General features: G+C 35.5%; 17 protein-coding genes. 10 read left to right on the top strand and 7 right to left on the bottom strand.

All coding sequences use genetic code 11. The features are described from left to right. Positions 1 to 51: 51 nt before the first annotated feature. On the top strand, positions 52 to 948 hold the full coding sequence (locus DSM00_RS08890) for a hypothetical protein (RefSeq protein WP_128757676.1): 897 nt from the start codon (positions 52 to 54) through the stop codon (positions 946 to 948). Between the two features lies 1 nt (position 949). On the opposite strand, the gene DSM00_RS08885 is transcribed toward DSM00_RS08890, so the two are convergent. Further along, positions 950 to 2,227: a replication-associated recombination protein A gene (locus tag DSM00_RS08885; RefSeq protein ID WP_128757675.1), complete on the bottom strand. Its 1,278-nt coding sequence runs from the start codon at positions 2,225 to 2,227 to the stop codon at positions 950 to 952. Between the two features lie 51 nt (positions 2,228 to 2,278). On the opposite strand from DSM00_RS08885, the gene DSM00_RS08880 reads away from it, so the two are divergent. Then, positions 2,279 to 3,025 (top strand): rhomboid family intramembrane serine protease, encoded by a 747-nt coding sequence (locus tag DSM00_RS08880; protein WP_241652380.1) that lies wholly within the window; start codon positions 2,279 to 2,281, stop codon positions 3,023 to 3,025. On the opposite strand, the gene rlmB is transcribed toward DSM00_RS08880, so the two are convergent. From rlmB to DSM00_RS08850, 6 genes are all read right to left on the bottom strand, one after another. Beyond that, the gene (rlmB, locus tag DSM00_RS08875) at positions 3,022 to 3,756 is read right to left on the bottom strand and encodes a 23S rRNA (guanosine(2251)-2'-O)-methyltransferase RlmB (protein ID WP_128757674.1); all 735 of its coding nucleotides are present in this window, start codon (positions 3,754 to 3,756) and stop codon (positions 3,022 to 3,024) included. The genes DSM00_RS08880 and rlmB overlap by 4 nt on opposite strands. Positions 3,757 to 3,847: 91 nt before the next feature. Then, the gene (locus DSM00_RS08870; RefSeq protein WP_128757673.1) at positions 3,848 to 5,437 is read right to left on the bottom strand and encodes a SusD/RagB family nutrient-binding outer membrane lipoprotein; all 1,590 of its coding nucleotides are present in this window, start codon (positions 5,435 to 5,437) and stop codon (positions 3,848 to 3,850) included. 6 nt (positions 5,438 to 5,443) lie between these two features. After that, positions 5,444 to 8,647, bottom strand: coding sequence for a SusC/RagA family TonB-linked outer membrane protein (locus DSM00_RS08865; RefSeq protein ID WP_128757672.1), 3,204 nt, complete (start codon positions 8,645 to 8,647; stop codon positions 5,444 to 5,446). A gap of 349 nt (positions 8,648 to 8,996) precedes the next feature. After that, a complete protein-coding gene (locus tag DSM00_RS08860; protein ID WP_128757671.1) occupies positions 8,997 to 10,313 on the bottom strand; it encodes a SusD/RagB family nutrient-binding outer membrane lipoprotein in 1,317 nt (438 codons plus the stop codon). 21 nt (positions 10,314 to 10,334) lie between these two features. Beyond that, on the bottom strand, positions 10,335 to 13,544 hold the full coding sequence (locus DSM00_RS08855) for a SusC/RagA family TonB-linked outer membrane protein (RefSeq protein ID WP_128757670.1): 3,210 nt from the start codon (positions 13,542 to 13,544) through the stop codon (positions 10,335 to 10,337). A gap of 309 nt (positions 13,545 to 13,853) precedes the next feature. After that, on the bottom strand, positions 13,854 to 15,491 hold the full coding sequence (locus DSM00_RS08850) for a BamA/TamA family outer membrane protein (RefSeq protein ID WP_128757669.1): 1,638 nt from the start codon (positions 15,489 to 15,491) through the stop codon (positions 13,854 to 13,856). Between the two features lie 224 nt (positions 15,492 to 15,715). On the opposite strand from DSM00_RS08850, the gene rpsL reads away from it, so the two are divergent. The 8 genes from rpsL (at position 15,716) to rplB (ending at position 21,585) form a co-directional block, all read left to right on the top strand. Then, positions 15,716 to 16,090, top strand: a complete 375-nt coding sequence (gene rpsL, locus DSM00_RS08845) for a 30S ribosomal protein S12 (protein WP_009779177.1) — start codon at positions 15,716 to 15,718, stop codon at positions 16,088 to 16,090. 25 nt (positions 16,091 to 16,115) lie between these two features. Beyond that, complete coding sequence (rpsG, locus tag DSM00_RS08840) at positions 16,116 to 16,592, top strand: 30S ribosomal protein S7 (protein WP_028376355.1); 477 nt, start codon at positions 16,116 to 16,118, stop codon at positions 16,590 to 16,592. 6 nt (positions 16,593 to 16,598) lie between these two features. Next, positions 16,599 to 18,731, top strand: a complete 2,133-nt coding sequence (gene fusA, locus DSM00_RS08835; RefSeq protein WP_128757668.1) for an elongation factor G — start codon at positions 16,599 to 16,601, stop codon at positions 18,729 to 18,731. Positions 18,732 to 18,741: 10 nt separating this feature from the next. After that, entirely contained in the window at positions 18,742 to 19,047 is a 306-nt protein-coding gene (gene rpsJ / locus DSM00_RS08830) for a 30S ribosomal protein S10 (protein ID WP_009779180.1), read from the top strand. Positions 19,048 to 19,214: 167 nt separating this feature from the next. Then, a complete protein-coding gene (gene rplC, locus DSM00_RS08825) occupies positions 19,215 to 19,826 on the top strand; it encodes a 50S ribosomal protein L3 (protein ID WP_128757667.1) in 612 nt (203 codons plus the stop codon). Continuing rightward, positions 19,826 to 20,455: a 50S ribosomal protein L4 gene (gene rplD, locus DSM00_RS08820; protein WP_128757666.1), complete on the top strand. Its 630-nt coding sequence runs from the start codon at positions 19,826 to 19,828 to the stop codon at positions 20,453 to 20,455. The genes rplC and rplD overlap by 1 nt, the downstream gene beginning before the upstream one ends. A gap of 5 nt (positions 20,456 to 20,460) precedes the next feature. Further along, positions 20,461 to 20,751 carry a 50S ribosomal protein L23 gene (gene rplW / locus DSM00_RS08815; RefSeq protein WP_028376351.1) on the top strand — a complete coding sequence of 97 codons (291 nt, stop codon included), beginning with the start codon at positions 20,461 to 20,463 and terminating at the stop codon, positions 20,749 to 20,751. 9 nt (positions 20,752 to 20,760) lie between these two features. After that, positions 20,761 to 21,585: a 50S ribosomal protein L2 gene (gene rplB / locus DSM00_RS08810; protein ID WP_128757665.1), complete on the top strand. Its 825-nt coding sequence runs from the start codon at positions 20,761 to 20,763 to the stop codon at positions 21,583 to 21,585. The last annotated feature ends 3 nt before the right edge of the window (positions 21,586 to 21,588 follow it).

Genomic DNA, 21,588 nt, shown 5'->3' with positions numbered 1-21,588 from the left:
TTTATAAAGCGTGCGGAATTCCATTCCGATTTTGATTAAAAGATATTTAGTATGAAAATTAAAATTGTTTTTTTCTTTTTGATGATAACCTGTGTTTCTGGACTAATGGCTCAAGAACTTGCAGATTATAAATATATTATTGTACCTCAGAAGTTTGAATTTCAAGATGAAGAAGGTGAATATGAGCTAAATGGGTTAACACGATTCTTATTTATCAAGTATGGTTTCAATGCTTACTTAGAAAATGAAGCGCTTCCTGCAGACTTAAATGAATCTGGTTGCAACACATTATATGCTCGCGCAGATGTAAGTGGATTCTTAAGTACAAACGCATCAATAACACTTGTAAATTGTAGAGGTAAAGAAGTGTTTGCATTACCTGAAGGTAAAAGCAAAATAAAATCTTTCAAAGAAGGGCATCAGGATGCTTTTAGAAAGGCTTTTGCAAAATTAGAAGATATGGGATATTCTTATTCTGATGAAATTGTTACCAAAGCAACCATAACTGAAGGGGAAAATGCTGAGAATTTAGTTCCTGAGATACGTAAAATGCAGGCAAAGAAAGAAGAAGTTGCAAAGAAAGAAGTTCGTGTTTCTAGTGTGATTAATACAAAACAAGAAACTGTCCAGGAAGAAAAGGAGCTTACAACGAATGATGTTAAAGATTCTAAGTCTATTTCAAATCAAAACCCATCTTCTCAAAGTAATGCCGAGCTTGTTCTTGTAAGTGGAGATGGCTCTTTTACTTTAAAATCTTCAGTAAGTGGGTTTGATGTTTATGAAGGTTCGACTAAGATAGGTACAGCTACAAAGACATCTGCGGGTTCTTACTTGGTAAGTACATCAGAGTTCACAGGGGTTGGTTTTTATGATAATAATCAATTTACTATAGAACGTGAAATTAAAGGTGTTTCGGGATTAGTAAAAATGATATTTACTGAAAAATAAATTAGTAATCATATTTATTGCCCCAGCGATTTTTAAGAAATTTTCTTATTCCGTCTTCGCGAGCATTATCTCCGGGATCATATAACTTTTGATTTCTTATTTGTTCAGGTAGAAATTCTTGTGCTATAAAATTTCCCGTACCGTTGTGTGAATATTTATAGTCATCACCGTAACCTAATTCCTTCATTAATTTTGTTGGAGCATTACGTAATGCCATAGGTACAGGTAAATCTCCGGTCTGTTTTACCAGCTGCTGAGCTTTGTTGATGGCCATGTAGGAAGCATTGCTCTTGGGAGATGTTGCGAGATAGGTGACACACTGACTTAAAATAATACGAGCTTCAGGATATCCTATGGTATTTACAGCAGTAAATGAATTTGTCGCCATAATGAGAGCGGTTGGATTTGCATTGCCTATATCTTCTGAAGCTAGAATAATAAGTCTTCTTGCTATAAACTTTAAATCTTCACCCCCTTCTATCATTCGGGCTAAATAATATACTGCCGCATTGGGGTCGCTGCCTCGTATAGATTTTATAAAGGCAGATATTATATCATAGTGCTGCTCGCCAGTTTTGTCATATAAAACGGTATTTTGTTGAACCTTACTCTTCACCATCGCATTGGTAATTATGACTTCATCTGCCGTATCAGTCGTGACGAGTAATTCAAAAATATTTAAGAGTTTACGGGCATCACCACCGCTTATGCGCAACAAGGCTTCCGTTTCTTCAAGAATAATTCTTTTCTTAGATAATATAGTGTCTTGGGTCATTGCACGCTTTAGAAGCGCTCTAAGATCGTCAGCTGAAAAAGGATTCAAAACATATACCTGACAACGCGACAATAAAGCTGGTATCACTTCAAAACTTGGATTTTCTGTTGTAGCACCTATTAATGTAACCCAACCTTTCTCGACTGCTGCCAACAATGAATCTTGTTGAGATTTACTAAAGCGATGGATTTCATCTATAAAAAGTATAGGGTTCTTTTGAGTAAATAAACCTCCGGCAGTTTTTGCCTTATCTATTACTTCTCTTACATCTTTTACCCCGCTATTTATTGCGCTCAACGTGTAAAAAGGGCGTTTTGATTCTTCTGCTATAATGGTGGCTAGCGTAGTTTTACCTACTCCTGGAGGTCCCCATAAAATTAGTGAAGGTATTAAACCAGATTTTATAGAAGAAGTAAGTGTTCCTTTATCACCTACAAGATGTTCCTGACTTAAATAATCATCAAGATTCTTAGGGCGCAAACGTTCTGCTAGTGGTGCATTCATAATTCAAAATTATTTAATTACTTGAAATTAACTGCCAGTATTTCCTAATTTATGATTTTGGATAAACAATTGCTAGTAGGCTGTAGTATGGGTAAAGAAACACATCATCATTCCTTTCAATTTAATAATCGGGTTATTATTTATCCTCTATTATTTGTTCTGTTGATGTGGCTTGTATTTTGGTTTGAATTAAGGTTTAGTTTTAATTTTACAAAATACGGTGTGTTGCCTAGAGAACTATCAGGACTACGTGGAATACTATTTTCGCCATTCATTCATTCAAACCTCAGTCATCTTTGGCATAACAGTATCCCTACATTGATACTTCTAGCCGGTTTGATTTATTTTTATCGACCTGTAGCGCTAAAAGTGTTTTTATTTCTAATTATATTTAGTGGCTTAGGAACCTGGATTGTAGGCCGAGAAGCTTATCATATAGGAGCAAGTGGTATTGTCTATGGGCTAGCCTCTTTTCTTTTCTTTAAAGGTTTATGGTCTAAAAATTTCCGTTTAACAGCATTTTCATTAATCGTCGTTTTTCTTTACGGAAGTTTAATTTGGGGAACTCTGCCCCTACAAGATGGTATGAGTTGGGAAGGTCATTTGTCTGGTTTTTTAACAGGAGCAATTTTAGCTTTTTTGCTTCGGAATAAGATTGCAAAAGCTCCAAAATATATATGGGAGACCGAGTCTTACAATTCTGATAATGATCCTTTTTTGCAACAATTTGACGAAAATGGAAATTTTATTGATCCTCCAGCACCTGATACTGAAGAAGAAAATTTTAAAGAAGATTAGCTTCTCTGCCTAACGATCTCGTATAAAAAAGCACCACAAGCTACAGAAACATTAAGTGAACTTATAGTACCCGCCATTGGTAACTTTGCTTTGTGATCAACTAGTTTTAAAACTCCGGGGGTAACCCCTTTACCTTCACTTCCCATTACTAAAGCCAAAGATGGTTTATAGTCTATGTCATAAACAGAATCTTCTGTTTTTTCAGTCGCGGCTACTACTTTTACGCCAGAACCTTGTAGGTAAAATAAAGCATCCTTAATGTGATCTACTTTGCAAATAGGAATATTAAAAATAGCACCTGCAGAAGTTTTTACTGTATCATCAGTAACCGGAGCGCCACCAGATTTAGGTACAATAATCGCATCAACACCTGTACAAACAGCAGTACGAATAATAGCACCAAAATTACGTACATCGGTAAGTTGATCAAGTAAAAGAAACAAGGCCGGTTTTTCTAAAGACAATACGGCTTCTGCTGTAGCTTCAAAATCTGCAAATTGAATAGGGGAGATGGTAGCAATAGCTCCCTGATGATTTTGATCTGATAATTTGTAAAGCTTTTCTTGTGGAACATATGAAACAGATATTCCATGTTCTCTTACTAATCCTTCTAATTGTTTAGACAAGGGATTATTTAGTCCCTTTTGAAGATAGATTTTCCCTATTTCTTTACCTGCGTTTATCGCTTCAATAATCGCTCTTGTACCGTAGATATGGTTGTTTTTTGACATACTGCAAAGATAGGTTTGTTTTAAGTTTTGCGAAATAAAAAAACCACCCGTTTGCACGGGTGGTTTTAAAGATTATAATATGAACTTTAACTTAGTTAACGTCCCAGAATAATTTGCTTAAAACAGTATCGCCATTTTCTAGGCCTGCAGCAGCTGCAGAACGGTTTTCTCTGTTTAGGGTTTGTAGAATTTGAGGATATCTCAAACGGAATGGTAAATCTGTTACACCATTTACTCCAGATTCAAATGTATAAGTCTCAATACGATTTGCTGGTGCTTGCGCTTGAATTTGATTTTCAGGAAGTCTTACAGTATCACCTGGAAGTAATAACGTATTTGGAAATCCAGTCTTTCTATATGTTGCGTAGGCAGTATTAGGCTGCATGTAAAGCGCTATGTATTTTTGATTCAAAACATTTGCTTGTGAAGCAGCTGGTAAAGTTGCTATATATGCATTGATATCAGCCTCTTCAACGCCCCATTTTTGCATAGAAGCACGTACACCATTTTCGTAATTAACTTGATCAAATCCGTTTTGCTCAGATAATATAAAAGCTACTTCAGAATATTCCATAAGAACTTCTCCGAAGTCTGGCTTAAGAACATTACTACTCATAAATGAGTATGCAGTAAAGGGAAGAGAAGTCATATTTCTAAATGCATAAGGTGCACCAAAATAATCATCAGGATCTTCGCTTCTAGTATACGTACCATCTTTAACTTCTTGAATGCTTGCACTAATTGGAGCAGCCATTTCAAAAAGTCTAGGGTCTAAACCAAAATTACCTGTTTCACCTTTTAATAAATTAATGAATGGTGCAGCTACTGCAAAGTCAGTTCTACCTATAAAAGCAACCCACATAGGAGAGGCATTTAAATCTGTAGTTTCATAACTCTGTACAGCATTGTCTGCATTTGAAGTCATAACTCCAGATTGAATAGCAGTTGTAATTGCAGCGTTTGCAGTCGCAGCATCCACATTTCTCAAGTTATTTGCTACTCTTAAAATAAGAGAATTTGCAAATTTTTTCCATTTTGTAGCATCACCGTTAAAGATATTATCACCACTTGTAAAAACTTGCTCATTAGTATTAATCATATCAGCAGATTCTCTTAATTCATTTAAGATATCAGCGTATATTTTCTCTTGTGGAGCAAATACCGGACTTAAGTTAGTATCAACGCTTAAGGCTTGAAAATCTGGATCATCATTACCATAAGAATAGTAAGGTACATCCCCGAAGAAATTTGTCAACTCATAGAACATATAAGATAGCATAATTCTAGAAGCAGCTATCTGATTGTTGTTATTACCAGAGCTTGCAGCAGCATCTCTAGTCTCTTCATTTGAGTTTAAATCAATGATTGATTTTAAATCTGTTGCAACTAAGTATGTATTTTGATAGATACTTTGTGCTGAAGTTTCGCGATACAAATAACGATCTTCATCTGCGTAAGCAGTTTGACCCCAATACTGAACCCAAACTTGAGTTAATCTACCAGAGTTAAAAGCATCACGGCTAAAATCTGTGAATTGTTTTGTCGCAGAAGTAAATATGTTAGCCGTTGGAACGACCTCAGGATCGTTTGGGTTAATATTAACTTCTTCTAAGCCCTCCTCACAAGAACTAAATCCTGCAGAGATGATGAGCATTAATAAGATTATAAATTTATTTTTCATTTTTTCTTAGAATTTTAATTGAACATTCAATCCATATGAACGAGTAGAAGGAAGTGAACCACCTTCTGAACCTTGAATATTTCCACTACCAGAAGTAGCTACTTCAGGGTCAAAGTTGTCGTTATCTAATCCCCATACAAATAAGTTTCTACCAAAAGCAGTTAATCTAACATCGCTAAATGCATTTCCTAACCAATCTTTAGGTAAACTATAACCTAATGTAATTTCACGAACTTTCCAGTAAGACGCGTCGAAAACGTTTTGATTATCATTACCAAAGTAGAAATCTGTACCGTACTGTTGAGCAGAAATTACTTGCGTGTTTGTTGCAGTATTTGAAACCGTATAAGAACCGTCATCGTTGTAAGCGATATCACCAGTAACACCAGGTAAAACAATACCTTCTTCACGAATATTATTAGCAGCAGTTTGCTCTAAAATACCTGAGTAGTTACCCCATATATTTGTAAGAGAACGGTACTTACCACCTTTTTGTCTGTCAATAAGAACACCAAGGCTTATTCCTTTATATGTAAATGTGTTTCTTAATCCTGCATTATAATCAGGTAATATTGAACCTAGATTCTCAACATCCTGAGTTTCTGCGTAACTACCATCAGAATTCACAACTTTATTACCTGCATCGTCGTAAACGTAGTTAGTACCTCTAATCTGGCCATAACGCTCACCTACAACAGCATTTAAAGAAACACCATTAAAAGGGAATGATGCTAATTGTAGCGTCTCTAATCCTTGAGGAAGACTTAACAAAGTGTTCTCGTTTTTAGAGAAGTTGAAGGTAAGATCCCAAGTAAAATCATCTGTCATTATTGGAGTTGCATTAAACAAAACTTCAATACCCTTGTTTTCTAATTCACCTGCGTTAAGTACGGTAGATGTAAATCCTGTTGCTGGATCAACTTGTACTGGAGTAATTAAATCTTTGGTTGTTTCGTTGTAGTAAGTTACATCGAATCCTAAGCGACTATTAAAAAATGAAGCTTCAATACCAAATTCATAAGTACGTTTTTCCTCTGGAAGAAGAAATGCATTCTTATTACTACTACCTAATGTAAACGGTACTGAACCTAGAAACGGATTGCTCCCTGAGTAAACATTTATTAATGCATAAGGATCGGTATCACTACCTACTTCAGCATAACCAGCTCTTAATTTTAAGAATGATAACCAATCTGCTTGAATAAATTTAGATGCTATAAAACTTCCACTTAATGAAGGATAGAAGTATGAATTGTTATCACCTGGTAATGTTGATGAAAAATCATTACGACCAGTAACAGTTAAATAAGCGAAGTTGTCATATCCTAAAGATACAGAACCAAATAAACTATTGATTTGACGTTGAGAATCAAACTCACCTACAGATACATTATCTGCAGAGTTACTTAAGTTATAGAATCCTGGAACAACTAAACCACCATTAGTATTACTACTTAAAGAATGATATTCATTAACACGACGATTACCTCCAAAGAATGTATTGATACTTAACTTATCATCAAATACTTTTTTATCATAATGTAATCTTGCTTCATAGTTAATCTCTTGAAAATCTCTATCTATTTCAGAGTAATATGCTTGAGCTTGAGAGCCTACGGCTGTTCTTTCATTAACTCTAAAATCATAAGTATCACCATAAACTTTAGCTACTGCATAAAAGTCATCAGTAAAGTTATATGTTGCTCCAACAGAACCATACCAGCGTGTTCTCTTATCACTAGCTGTATTCTCATTTAAAATCCAATATGGGTTATCTGTATATCTTGGAGTTGCATCGTCAAATGCTGTTCTATTCCAAGTTCTTTGACGACCATCTGGTGTTTGATATGCTTTTAAGCGCTCGTAATCTAAAGATGTTTGTCCAAATTGATATAACTGCTGTATTACCCCAGCGCCAGTGTAACCAGAAGCAGGTCTATTAAAACCATCTGTTACTGTAAAGTTTACAGAAGCATCAACTTTTAATTTGTCTCCTATTTGTGAAGAGCCATTAAAGTTAATACTAGTCTTTTTAAGATTTGTGTTTGGTAAAATACCTTCAGTTTGCGTATTGTTTATAGATAAACGCATGTTTGAATTTTCACCACCTTGAGAAAATGCTACTCCATTATTATATGAATAACCTGTTTTAAATAAAGTACTTCCATCATTTTCTGGAGCTAACCAAGGTCTTGTTTGTAAGTAATCACCAGGGAATTCTGGGTCAAATGCATCCCAGTGAAGAACTTGTTGTCCTCTGTAACGTGGCCCCCAAGATTCATCAGTTCCATAATCAACTACATCATAGGTAACACCATTAATAGTTCCTTGATTAAAGCCACCTTGCTCACCAATAGTGAAATTTCCACTACCTCCACCATATAACTTTTGAGTTTGAGGTAAAATATTTACCTCTTCAAAGGTAATACCTGAATTTACGGTTACTTCACCTTTACCTTTTTTACCAGATTTAGTAGTAATTTGAATAACACCATTACTTGCACGAGAACCATAAAGTGCTGCAGCTGCACCACCTTTTAGTACGTTCATAGATGCAATATCATCAGGGTTGATGTCGAATCCTGTATCACCAAAATCACGACCACCGCCACCAGTTTGGGTTGAGCTAGAGTTGTAGTTACTGTTGTCTAATGGAATACCATCTACAACAATAAGAGGTCTGTTTTCTTGAGTAATAGATCCAATACCACGTATAACAATACGAGAAGAACCTCCTAAATTACCACTAGCATTAGAAATTTGAACACCAGCAACTTTACCTGAAAGTGCATTTAATGCATTGCTATTTCTTGTTTCAGTCAATTCTTCGCTTGAAACTTCTTGCGTAGCATAACCAAGAGATTTTTTCTCTCTCGTAATACCTAAAGCTGTAACAACAACTTCTTCCAATGCCTCTCCAGCTTGCAGGGTAACATTAATTGTTGCTGAAGATCCAACTACTTTTTGAACTTCCCCAAAACCAATGTAAGAGAATACTAAAGTTGCACCTTGCTCAGTCCCAATAGTGTAATTACCATCAAAATCTGTTTGAGTACCAGTTGTTGTGCCCTGGATTACGATGTTTACTCCTGGAAGGGGAACCCCACTTCCATCAGTAACCGTTCCGGTTACTTCCTTTGTTTGTGCAAACGAGATTTGCACCACTAACACCAGTAAAAGTGTTAGCAATCCACTAAATTTAGTTTTCATGTTTATTATTTATTTGAATTAGCCAGCAGCGAATTTGTATAAATAATATTCAAAAAACAATTTTTATCTCTTAAATCTTGCGATAACCATCAATTAATTTCAATAAAATCAAATTTATCTTGTGAATATCTTATTATTTAAGTGTTAAAGTATTTAATTTTATTGATATCATAATTATTTTTATGGGAACTATATCTTGTTGATGTTTAGTTTGTTATAATTTTAATTAATAAAAATTTAACTTTTGGAAATATTAAACTTTTAGCGCTTCCGACGCTTGACCAAATTATTTAAAAAAAATAGCCATTCTAGCTTTACACTAAAATGGCTATTCAGGCTAATTCAAAATTTAATTATTAACCTCAGTTTTAGTAAAAATTTCTATAAGTCCAGGAAAACTAGTATTTGCGTTTATCTCAATTTGTGGGTATAAAAAGCGTTGAGGGACTGACGAATTGGTACTTCCTTTAATTGGAATATTTAATGCATTGTTTGTTCTTCTTGTATCATGAAAAACTTGTAATGAGCCAATTAATGAAATATATTTTTCTTCTAAAATTTGATTTATTAATACGTCTCCAGTGGCGGTACTAGGAGGAAAAGTCCCACCATATTCTGAAGCTAAATAGTTTCTTACAGTATTAAATGGAGTGTTTCCGTCTTGATTAGTTCGTGCTGCAGCTTCAGCTTCGATTAGTTTAGTTTCAACAAAACTAATAATTGGAAAGCTCGCATCAATAGCAAAGTAGCCTCCATCATTTGTATTCACTTCTGAATTAGCAGTGTCAAAATAAACATCTAGTCTATTACTATCACCAGGGGTAGCTAATAATCTAGGAGTAGTACCATCTAATAATCTTAATAGATATGGGGAATTACATAATCCTAAATAACCACCTCTCTGCTCTTGAGTGAATTGAAAATAAAGATTCTTTTCTCCTGTATTTACACCATGTCTCGCTAAAAGATCTCCGCTCGCAGAAGTGATTCCAAGTCGCGATTCTGTATACGCTCCAGTATAATTTTTCGATATAAGGAAATATCGTGCTTTAAGCGAATGAGCAATTTGTGACCAAGTGGCATCATTTTGAACAAATATTGTTCCTCCAAAGGCATTACTTACTTTTGTGTTTCCAACATTGGTTAATGCCTCATTTAATATTTCCTGTACTCCTGCTAGAACATCAGATTGTTTGTCATATTGAGGATTAGGAAATAATAAAGGGTCACCAGCCTCACTAAAAGGAACATCTCCAAATAGTGCTGCTGCTTCTCCAAATAATAAAGCTTCCATTATTTGAGCTACTCCTAGCAGAACATTATCTCCATCTATTGTGGCCTTATCCTGTACATACTGAGATTGAGCTACACCTGCTGCATATAGATCATCCCAAGTATCATCAAAATCTCCAGTCGTAACAGCGTACGTTTCATATGGAATATATTGTCTGTCACATCCTGAAAATTGATCGGTAAAGAGCCCAGCATACCGTGAGGCTTGACTTTCTGAAAGTTTTATTACTTCTAATTCTGCTTGACCAATCACTAAAGATCCTGGTGCATCTGTAAAATTGTTTGGATCTGTATTTAGATCCTCAGAATAATCTTCACAAGAAACAGTGGAGATTAAAAGTCCGATAGTAAATATTTTGAATATATTTTTCATGTCTGATTTATCTAAAGTTAATTAGTAAGAAATTTTAAGGGTAAATAAATAGGATTTTGTTCCAGGGTTATTAAAGTATTCTAAACCTCTACCTTTAGAAGCTCCAGTTAAATTCGTTTCTGGATCAAAGCCTTCAATATCTGTCCATAATATTAGGTTTCTTCCTGTCACTCCAAATTCTATTGCTTGAAGTCCTATTCTCTCAACATAAGTAGATGGGATAGCGTAAAATAGAGATAGCTCTCTAAGTCGTGTCCATGATCCATCTTCAATAAATTGCTCACCAACAGCTCCAAAACCACCACCAAGGCTACCGTACCAAGCTTGGTCAAGAGCAACTGGGCCGCCACCGAAATCTTGAATATTACCTCTAAAAGCAGTATTAGCAGGAATTGTAACTCCGCTATAATTAACTAGAGCCTCAGTTGAAGTGCTTTCGTTTGCAGTTATAGGAGATATACCAAACGTATTAAGTACCCCATTCGAACCTCCCCAAATATCACCTCCTTGAGAAGTTTCTACTAGTGCACTTACGGTAAATCCTTTAAATGATAATGAAGTGCTTATACCACCTCTCCAATCTGGGTTAGGATCACCAATTACTCCTTCTTGACTAGCTTGTGTAGGAAAGCCATTGGCGTCAAGAATTAAATCGCCAGCTTCATCTCGAGCAAAAGATACTCCCCAAAGAGCTCCAAAAGGTTCTCCTTCAACAACTCGAGATGAGGTTCCTGTAAAGCCATTTAAGAAATAGGATTGTACGCCACTAAGACTTTCAACGATATTGTCATTTTTAGAGTAGTTAATATTTATATCCCATTTTATATTTTCACTACGAATTATATTGAGACCTAAGTCTAATTCTATACCCTTGTTTGAGATTTCTGCAGCATTCTGCAAAACACTCGAAAATCCTGTAGATGATGGAAGATCAATTGGTAATAAAGCATCCTCGGTAGTTCTATTGTAGTAGGTTGCGCCTAAAGAGATTCTATTATTAGCAAATCTCAAATCGGTACCAATTTCAAATTCTTTTATTCGCTCGACAGTTAAGTCTGGATTACCTTTTGTCGTACTTCTAGTAAATGGGTTTCCATAAACAGATGCTGATAAAGCATCACCCCAAGAAGATGCGATTCCACCAGGGCCGAAAGTAGTTAAACTTGCGTATGCAATAGGCTCTATACCTACTTCTCCGTAGGATGCTCTTAATTTACCGAATGAAAGTATTGATTTATCTTCTATATTTTCAGAAAATGCCCATCCCGCAGAAAAACTCGGGTAAAAGATAGTTTCATTAAGAGATGAAGCTCTTTCTATTCTACCTGTTGCTTCTAAGAAAATTTGATTAAACAAATCAAAATTTAAAACACCATAACCTCCCGATTTTCTTGTTAGAGATTTGAACAAAGATGGAGATTCATTTGCTGCCTCTGCATTACCGAATATCCTAAGGTCGTCCACAAAGGGATTTGTAAAAATTGTTGAGGATCCGCCTAGATTTTGATAATCATTTTCTTCAAACTGAGCACCAAGAATCCAGCTAAGATTAATATCTGATGTAATTACATTGCTTCCGTTTAAAAAGATGTTATAGGTTTGTTGTTTCTCTTGGATTTGATTTCTAAAAAACGCCCCTGTTGCCAATCCTGCTGCAGAGTTAACAGGAAAAAATGTTTCTCTAGTATCTGTATAATAATCCAAACCGTAACGCCCAGTTAAACTTAAATTATCAAGTATTTTCCAGTTAATTTCTGGATTAATGATAAAACGTTCTACTTCATTAGGGTTCTCTTGTTCATTTATAGTCCAGCCTGGATTGTTATAAACCGGAGCAGCAGAACCTAAATCATTTCTATATCCTCTATGAGCATTTAAAAAACTTACACCTGCATCATTAAAATAAGTTCCTTTATAATCTGTATTGTCAAAATCTGGCGACGTTCTTAAATATCCAAGATAAAGACCATTTAAATTAGATCCTTGTTGAATTCTTTCTGAAGATACTTTGGAGTATGAAGAGTTTATTCTTGCCATAAATTTATCAGAAACACGTGCTTCATGATTAAATCTTAATGTTTGTCTGTTATAAGATGAACCACCTTTGATGATACCTTCTTGATCTAAGTCAGATACACTAATAAGTGTATTTGTGTTGTCTGTAGCATAACCTAAGCTTAAGGAATTATCAATAGTTACACCTGTTCCAAATATCTGATCTCTGTTTGCGCTATTAAAAACTTCCTGAGATCTTTTTTCTGTAATTGGGTAGTAAAGATTACCGGAGTCTGCTTCAAAATACCGCCCCGATGTGTCAACTAAGTCTGGTCCGCCTACTCGATCTGCTATTTTATCCCCCCATGAGTTACCCGTATTTCTTGCAAAAACACCGTTATTTCCTTGCCCATAAAGTCCTTGTTTTTCAAATTCAACATTAACCTTGTCAAATGAAACTGATGATCTAAAGTTTACAGAAACATCCTTGCCTCCAGATCCTTTACCTTTTTTAGTTTTGATTATTATTACTCCGTTAGCTGCTCCTGTACCATAAATAGATGCTGCTGCAGCGCCTTTTAAGACGGTAACATTTGCAATATCCTCAGGATTAATATCATTTAATCTTGATTGTTGAACAACACCATCTGTTCCACTCCCCACGCTTGTATTAGAAATAATCACACCATCCAATACAATAAGTGGTGAGGCGCTACCTAAAACTGTATTTTGACCTCTAATTTGTATATATGCGCCGGCTCCGGGATCACCTGAGCTTCTCGTAATATTAACACCAGATGTTTTCCCTGAAAGTCCTTGAATTAAGCCTGTTTCTCCAGATTTTGATATTTCTTCGGTACTAATAGTTGTCGAAGAACTTAAATCTTCATCTTTCTTTTTTTCTAAGCCCAAGGCTGTAAGAATTATCTCGTCTAACTGTTCTCCTTGTTCTAACGTGACATTAACGATATTAGAACTTCCAACAATTTGAGATTTATTAGCAAACCCTACATAGGAAAAGACAATTGTACTCCCATCTGTAGCTGCGATAGTGTATTTACCATCAAAATCTGTCTGTGTTCCTTGTGTAGTGCCTTTAACTATCACATTCACACCGGGTAGGGGTATTCCCGAATCGTCAGTAACTGTACCTGTAACAGTTTTGGATTGTGCAAATGTTATTTGCATCGTTAACACAATTAGCAGTGTCAAAAAACCTTGTAATTTTGTTTTCATATTTAATATTTATTTGAATTAGCCAAGCTAAATGTCATCAAAAAAAACATAGAAAACAATTATTGTGTTAAAAAAATTAAAAAATTTAGTTAATAAATATTAATTGGGTGTTAAATCAAATATGTGTAGCCTTTGTGTGATATTACTGAGAAATATTTGTTAAAAAACATTATGCCTTAAATTTAATGTTAAGTAATATTCATAATTATCAATATTGTTAATTGTGGTTTGTATGTTAGGGATTGTAAAATTAAGATTTTTAAGATTTTTTTAAGCGATGTAGTTTATTTTGAAGGAGAGGGTATTTTTTCAAAATTCTGTTGAAATACCTATATGAATTATAGTGTTAGAAAATTGAATGGTGGTATTTTTAGAAATACCGTTGGCTATATTAATTAATAATAAGCCTGACTTGGTCTGTATGCCACTGCCTAGTCCGAAACTATATAAAAACAGCGGATTTTCTAGATTTGGAGAAAAGGTATATGCTGCATCAGTTATCGTATTTAGAAAAAGGTTTTGTGCAGGCTTAAATCTGTATTCTGTACGCATTAAAAAATAGCTTGAAGCAAATAGCTGATTTTCCTTAAAACCTCTAATGCTTTTATTGCCTCCAAATCGGAACAATTCATTTTCAAAATAATTTTGAGATTCTAATGCTCTTATTATACCATTTAAATAGAATTGATGGGTTTTCAGATTAGAGGTGACGACTGATGCGTCTATTGCAAATTTAATTTGATTAACTTTTGTGTTTAGTTCACTAGAATTACGTTGTAAGGCGCTTAATTTGAATGATGATTTAAAAACGCTTTCTGAATCGCTGATGGTTTTATAGTTAATCCCAAATCCAATCTTCTTTTTATTGTAGTTAGAAAGTAGATCGTTTGCAGTTAACTTTAAAAGCGTTGATTCTTCAAATCCGGCGGTTATATTAATTTGTGTTTTGCTATTAAGTCCATATTGCAAGGCGATCGTCTGGCTTGAAGTTGAAAAGGTAGAATCTTTTCTAAATAAGTTTAGCGAGGCTTCAATTGTGATAGGGGATTTAAATACATAAGGTAAGTGTGTGGAGAGGTTTAGGTTCTGCTGGTCATTTCCATCTCCTCTGTAAAGAAGGTTTAGAGATTCCCCATAATTAAAGTTATTTAATAATTGTAAATCTAAATTTCCATTAATCCCGAATTTACTACTGTTATTAATATTACCAAAACCTAAGTATCCTTCAAAAGAATTAGACTTGGCTTTTTGACCATATAAATAGAGTATTTTTGATTCTTCGGTTATTAATATATCAGAATCTTTAGTTTTTGCCACAAAAGGTAATTGTTGAAAATTTTTAGATATGTCGTTCAGGTATTTCTTGTCTGCTCGTTGATTAATTTTTAAGTAGTGAGTAGTGTAGGAAATAGGAAATTTTGGATAGCCAACAATTTTCACTTTTGTTGCTTTAGGCCTGCTATTGCGAATTACAGTTAAAATGGCTGAGAGTTCATCGTTTACTATTTTTAGATTTCTCAACTGAAATACGGTTGTAGGTCTAGCATGTCTTGCTTCGTGCTCGCTTAAATCTGTAAGCAATTTTCTTGCATCTTCCGTATTTATTATTAGCTGGTCATTGTTAATAGGAATTTTTTTTTGATGTAGAAACTCTTTTGCGATACTGTCATTAATATGTATGGTAATTTGTTTTGATTGTGGACCGCTATTGAAATTTAAATTTCTTTTGCTGAAAGCTGAATAATCTTTATCTAATTTAATGATGTGACTGAAATACCCGGATTCCTCCATTTTGGTGGTGGTGTTGCTAATGGCGATATCAAGTTGAGCTAACGATTCAAATATTCGCTGTGGAAAATATATGGATGCAATGCTGTCTTGGTTTGTATTCAATGTTTCTACAGTAACTACTATCTTTTGACTAAAGCTATGAGATGGGATAATCAAATAAATGATTAATAGAAAGTTAAAGAGTATTTTTTGAGTATTCAATTAGTAAGAATCTAGATTAAGATTAAAATCTATAGTTTGTTTAATAGTGATTTTGGTGTATTAGCTAAATACCTTTGAAAATTAATGAATTATAGCTTGAATTACTCAATTTATTTTATACCTTTGCAAGCCCTTAGAAGAGGGGCAATTAGATTAACTATAATTAGGTAAAGGAAATTATGCCAACAATTTCACAATTAGTACGAAAAGGAAGAGCCAAAATAACTAAGAAGAGTAAATCGGCTGCTTTAGATTCGTGCCCACAACGCCGCGGGGTTTGTACCCGTGTGTATACCACTACACCTAAAAAACCTAACTCAGCAATGCGTAAAGTAGCGCGTGTTAGATTAACTAACGGTAAAGAGGTGAATGCATACATTGGTGGTGAGGGTCACAATTTACAAGAGCACTCGATAGTATTGGTTAGAGGTGGAAGGGTGAAAGATTTGCCAGGAGTTAGATATCACATTGTACGTGGTGCATTGGACACAGCAGGTGTTCAGGGTAGACTACAACGTCGTTCTAAATATGGTGCAAAACGCCCGAAGAAGTAATTATCAACACTTTTAAAGAGAAGAAATGAGAAAAAGACAGGCCAAAAAGAGACCTCTTTTACCAGATCCAAGATTTAACGATCAACTTGTTACGCGTTTTGTAAACATGATGATGTGGGATGGTAAGAAATCGGTAGCTTTTAAAATCTTTTACGATGCAATGGATATCGTAGAAGAAAAGAAAAACAACGAAGAGAAAACTGCTTTGGAAGTTTGGAAAGATGCATTATCTAACGTTATGCCTCACGTAGAAGTACGTAGTCGTAGAGTAGGTGGAGCTACATTTCAAATACCAATGCAAATTAGACCAGATCGCAAGATATCTACTGCGATGAAGTGGTTGATTAGTTATTCGCGTAAGCGTAACGAAAAATCGATGGCTTCTAAATTAGCTGCAGAAGTATTAGCTGCTGCTAAAGAAGAAGGTGCTGCTGTTAAAAAGCGTACAGATACTCATAAGATGGCGGAAGCAAATAAAGCATTCTCTCACTTTAGATTCTAAAATAAAATGGCACAAAGAGATTTAAAATATACAAGAAACATAGGTATTGCGGCTCATATTGATGCGGGTAAAACTACAACAACTGAGCGTATACTTTATTATACTGGTGTTAGCCATAAAATAGGCGAGGTGCATGATGGTGCTGCGACTATGGACTGGATGGAGCAGGAGCAGGAGCGTGGTATTACTATCACATCTGCTGCAACGACTTGTTCTTGGAAGTTCCCAATGGAAAACGCTCAGCCGTTACCAGATTCAAAAGATTATCACTTTAATATTATTGACACTCCTGGCCACGTAGATTTTACGGTAGAGGTTAACCGTTCATTGCGTGTTCTTGATGGTCTAGTATTCTTGTTTAGCGCGGTTGATGGTGTTGAGCCTCAATCTGAGACTAACTGGAGACTTGCTGATAATTATAAGGTGCCTCGTATGGGCTTTGTGAATAAAATGGACCGTCAAGGTTCTAATTTTCTTGAAGTTTGTAAGCAAGTAAAAGAAATGTTAGGTTCAAATGCTGTGCCTATCGTTTTACCTATTGGTGATGAAGCTGATTTTAGAGGGATTATAGACCTTGTTAAAAATCGTGCTGTAGTATGGCATGATGAAACTCAAGGAGCGACATTTGATGTTGTGCCTATTCCTGAAGAAATGAAAGAAGAAGTAAGAATGTATCGTGGTATGCTAATCGAAGAGGTTGCTGCTTATGATGAGAACTTACTTGAGAAATATATGGAGGATGAGGATTCTATTACTGAAGATGAAGTGCATGCTGCGCTTCGTGCTGCTGTAATGGATATGTCTATCATTCCAATGATTTGTGGTTCTGCTTTTAAAAATAAAGGTGTTCAGTTCTTATTAGATGCTGTATGTCGTTATTTACCTTCTCCAGTTGATAAAGAAGGTATTAAGGGTACAAACCCAGATACAGAAAAAGAAGAATGGCGTAAGCCAGATGTTACTGAGCCGTTTGCAGCATTAGCATTTAAAATTGCAACAGATCCATTCGTTGGGCGTTTAGCTTTTTTCCGTGCATATTCTGGTCGCTTAGACGCGGGTTCTTATGTGTTGAATAATCGTTCTGGAAATAAAGAGCGTATTTCTCGTATTTATCAAATGCATGCTAATAAGCAAAATGCAATTGATTTTATCGAAGCGGGAGATATAGGTGCAGCTGTTGGTTTTAAGGATATTAAAACTGGTGATACATTAACATCAGAAAAGCATCCTATTGTTTTAGAAAGTATGGACTTCCCAGATCCGGTTATTGGTATTGCTGTGGAGCCTAAAACTAAAGCAGACGTTGATAAATTAGGTATGGCTTTATCTAAGCTTGCTGAAGAGGATCCAACTTTCCAGGTGCGTACTGATGAGGCTTCTGGTCAAACAATTATATCTGGTATGGGTGAGCTTCACTTGGATATTATTGTTGATCGTCTTAGACGTGAATTTAAAGTGGAGGTTAATCAAGGTCAACCACAAGTTGAATATAAGGAGGCTATTACAAGATCTGCTGATCATAGAGAGGTTTACAAAAAGCAATCTGGTGGTCGTGGTAAATTTGCTGACATTGTATTTACATTGGAACCTGCTGAAGAAGGTAAAGTTGGTTTAGAGTTTGTTAACGCTGTTAAAGGTGGTAACGTTCCTAAAGAATATATTCCTTCAGTAGAAAAAGGATTTAAAGCCGCTATGGTTAATGGTCCTTTAGCAGGATTTGAGGTTGATGCGATGAAGGTTACACTTAAGGATGGTTCTTTCCATCCAGTGGATTCAGATGCATTATCTTTTGAACTTGCAGCTAAATTAGGATTTAAATCTTCTGCTAAAGCTGCTGGAGCTGTAGTTCTTGAGCCAATCATGAAGGTTGAAGTTATTACTCCAGAAGAGAATATGGGTGATATTGTAGGAGATCTTAACAGACGTCGTGGTCAAATGACAAGTATGGGTGACCGTGCTGGTGCAAAAGTTGTGAAAGCAACAGTGCCATTATCAGAGATGTTTGGTTATGTAACTACATTACGTACTTTATCTTCAGGTCGTGCAACTTCTACTATGGAATTTTCACACTATGCAGAAACTCCAGCGAACGTATCGCAGGAAGTTATTGCAGCGGCAAAAGGAATTGCTAACGCTTAATTACTAAGAAATGAGTCAGAAAATCAGAATAAAACTTAAATCTTACGATCATAACTTAGTAGATAAGTCTGCTGAAAAAATCGTAAAAACGGTAAAAAGTACCGGTGCTGTAGTGACTGGGCCAATCCCACTTCCTACTCATAAAAAAATCTTTACAGTGTTACGTTCACCTCACGTTAATAAAAAATCTCGTGAGCAGTTTGAGCTTAGCTCTTACAAACGTTTACTTGATATCTACAGTTCTTCTTCAAAAACGATAGATGCGTTAATGAAGTTAGAATTACCTAGTGGAGTTGAAGTAGAGATAAAAGTCTAATTATTTCGGGCTTTTTAATTTAAAGCCCGATTTATTTAAATGTCCTAAGCTGCGTGCGAGGGAAAAACGGTAAAAATACATTCAGGGTTGAAAGTATTTTGACCCTGTTTTTATTTAGGCTAAGGCCAAAAAAATAAGTAAAATAGTAATAATCAATAATAATTAATATGTCTGGGTTAATTGGAAAAAAAGTGGGTATGACCAGCATCTTTGACGAGAACGGGAAAAATATTCCTTGTACTGTTATAGAAGCAGGTCCCTGCGTTGTTACCCAAGTCAGAACTGAAGAAGTTGATGGGTATAGTGCTCTTCAATTAGGTTTCGATGACGCAAAGACTGCAACCAAAGCTGCTCAAGGGCACGCTAAAAAGGCTGGTACAGTTGCTAAGCGTAAAATCGTTGAATTTCAAGGTTTTGATGGTGAGTACAATTTAGGCGATACAGTAACTGTAGATGTCTTTAAAGAAGGTCAGTTTATAGATGTAGTAGGTACATCTAAAGGTAAGGGATTCCAAGGGGTTGTAAAACGTCATGGTTTTGGTGGTGTAGGTCAATCTACTCACGGTCAGCATAACCGATTAAGAGCTCCTGGTTCTATTGGTGCTGCTTCTTATCCTGCTCGTGTATTTAAAGGTATGCGCATGGCTGGTCAAATGGGAAATGAGCGAGTTAAAGTTCAAAATTTAAGAGTTTTAAAAGTAGTTGCTGAAAAGAATCTACTTGTGGTTAAAGGTTGTGTGCCTGGTCACAAAAACGCTTATGTAATTATTGAAAGGTAATGAAAGTAGCAGTAGTTGATATTAAAGGAAAAGAAATAGGGAGAGAGGCAAACCTTTCTGATGCTATTTTTGGTATAGAGCCTAATGATCACGCTATTTACTTAGATGTAAAGCAACACCTTGCTAATAAAAGACAAGGTACGCATAAATCTAAGGAGCGTGCAGAAATTGCAGGTAGTACACGTAAGATTAAAAAACAAAAAGGTACAGGTACGGCACGTGCTGGTAGTATCAAGTCTGGTGTATTTAAAGGTGGTGGGCGTATGTTCGGACCTAGACCTCGTAATTATTCATTCAAATTAAACAAAGGTCTTAAACGTTTAGCGCGTCGTTCAGCTTTAACTCTTAAAGCAAATGATAAAGCTATCATAATCGTTGAGGATTTTAAATTTGAAACTCCAAAAACAAAAGATTTTATTGATGTTGTAAAGGCTTTAGGTCTAGATAATAAAAAGTCTTTGTTTGTGTTGGGTGAGTCAAATAATAATGTATATTTGTCGTCACGCAATTTGAAGACCTCTGAGGTTATAACGAGTTCAGAATTAAGCACTTACAAAATTATGAATGCTCATAATGTAGTGTTTTTAGAAGGTTCTCTAGAAGAAATTGAGCAAACTTTAAGTAAGTAAACAACATGAGTATTTTAATAAAACCCGTGATTACCGAAAAAGCTACAATGGATAGCGAGCTAAATAGCCGTTATACATTTGAAGTAAATCCCGGTGCTAATAAGATCCAAGTGAAAAATGCCGTTGAGGCAGCTTATGGAGTTTCGGTAATTAAAGTTAGAACAATGAACGTTCGCCCTGATCGTAATACCAAATTTACAAAGTCTGGTATGATCACTGGTAAAACAAAAGGCTTTAAGAAAGCTATTGTACAGGTGGCGGAAGGTGATGTGATTGATTTTTATAATAACATTTAAGACAGAAAAATGTCAGTAAGAAAATTAAAACCAATCACCCCAGGACAGCGATTTAGAGTAGTAAATGGGTTTGACGCCATCACTACTGATAAGCCGGAAAAAAGCCTATTGGCTCCGATGAAAAGATCTGGGGGGAGAAACAGTCAAGGTAAAATGACCATGCGCTATACTGGTGGTGGTCATAAAAGACGCTATCGCGTAATAGATTTTAAAAGAAATAAAGTAGGTGTTCCTGCAACCGTAGCTACAATTGAGTATGATCCTAATCGTACTGCTTTTATAGCTTTATTGAACTATCAAGATGGGGAGAAGCGTTATATCGTTGCTCCTAATGGTCTTCAGGTAGATCAAAATGTTGTATCTGGATCTGGTTCTGCTCCTGAAATAGGAAATGCATTACCATTATCTGATATTCCATTGGGTACAATTATTTCTTGTATTGAACTTCGTCCGGGACAAGGAGCTATTATGGCTCGTAGTGCTGGAGCATTTGCTCAGCTTATGGCTCGTGATGGGAAGTTTGCTACAGTTAAGTTGCCATCTGGTGAAACTAGATTAATTCTTGTTAATTGTATGGCTACAATAGGTGCTGTATCTAACAGTGATCATCAGCTTATCGTTTCTGGTAAAGCTGGTAGAAAGCGTTGGTTAGGTAGACGTCCACGTACAAGACCAGTAGTGATGAACCCTGTCGATCACCCAATGGGTGGTGGTGAAGGTAAATCTTCTGGTGGTCACCCTCGTTCTAGAAATGGTATACCTGCTAAAGGTTACAGAACGCGTACTAAGACTAAAGCGAGTAATAAATATATTGTAGAACGTAGAAAGAAATAATAA

The organism is Leeuwenhoekiella aequorea, from assembly GCF_004104375.1.
GTDB classification, from domain to species: Bacteria; Bacteroidota; Bacteroidia; order Flavobacteriales; family Flavobacteriaceae; genus Leeuwenhoekiella; species Leeuwenhoekiella aequorea.
Note: the sequence above shows the minus strand (reverse complement) of the source record. Positions and strands in the feature narration are given on the sequence as shown.

Excerpts from the sequence above, each read along its gene's own strand:
- DSM00_RS08890 (WP_128757676.1), top strand. The coding sequence starts at position 52 with ATGAAAATTAAAATTGTTTTTTTCTTTTTGATGATAACCTGTGTTTCT.
- DSM00_RS08885 (WP_128757675.1), bottom strand. The coding sequence starts at position 2,227 with ATGAATGCACCACTAGCAGAACGTTTGCGCCCTAAGAATCTTGATGAT.
- DSM00_RS08880 (WP_241652380.1), top strand. The coding sequence starts at position 2,279 with ATGATTTTGGATAAACAATTGCTAGTAGGCTGTAGTATGGGTAAAGAA.
- rlmB (WP_128757674.1), bottom strand. The coding sequence starts at position 3,756 with ATGTCAAAAAACAACCATATCTACGGTACAAGAGCGATTATTGAAGCG.
- DSM00_RS08870 (WP_128757673.1), bottom strand. The coding sequence starts at position 5,437 with ATGAAAAATAAATTTATAATCTTATTAATGCTCATCATCTCTGCAGGA.
- DSM00_RS08865 (WP_128757672.1), bottom strand. The coding sequence starts at position 8,647 with ATGAAAACTAAATTTAGTGGATTGCTAACACTTTTACTGGTGTTAGTG.
- DSM00_RS08860 (WP_128757671.1), bottom strand. The coding sequence starts at position 10,313 with ATGAAAAATATATTCAAAATATTTACTATCGGACTTTTAATCTCCACT.
- DSM00_RS08855 (WP_128757670.1), bottom strand. The coding sequence starts at position 13,544 with ATGAAAACAAAATTACAAGGTTTTTTGACACTGCTAATTGTGTTAACG.
- rpsL (WP_009779177.1), top strand. The coding sequence starts at position 15,716 with ATGCCAACAATTTCACAATTAGTACGAAAAGGAAGAGCCAAAATAACT.
- rpsG (WP_028376355.1), top strand. The coding sequence starts at position 16,116 with ATGAGAAAAAGACAGGCCAAAAAGAGACCTCTTTTACCAGATCCAAGA.
- fusA (WP_128757668.1), top strand. The coding sequence starts at position 16,599 with ATGGCACAAAGAGATTTAAAATATACAAGAAACATAGGTATTGCGGCT.
- rpsJ (WP_009779180.1), top strand. The coding sequence starts at position 18,742 with ATGAGTCAGAAAATCAGAATAAAACTTAAATCTTACGATCATAACTTA.
- rplC (WP_128757667.1), top strand. The coding sequence starts at position 19,215 with ATGTCTGGGTTAATTGGAAAAAAAGTGGGTATGACCAGCATCTTTGAC.
- rplD (WP_128757666.1), top strand. The coding sequence starts at position 19,826 with ATGAAAGTAGCAGTAGTTGATATTAAAGGAAAAGAAATAGGGAGAGAG.
- rplW (WP_028376351.1), top strand. The coding sequence starts at position 20,461 with ATGAGTATTTTAATAAAACCCGTGATTACCGAAAAAGCTACAATGGAT.
- rplB (WP_128757665.1), top strand. The coding sequence starts at position 20,761 with ATGTCAGTAAGAAAATTAAAACCAATCACCCCAGGACAGCGATTTAGA.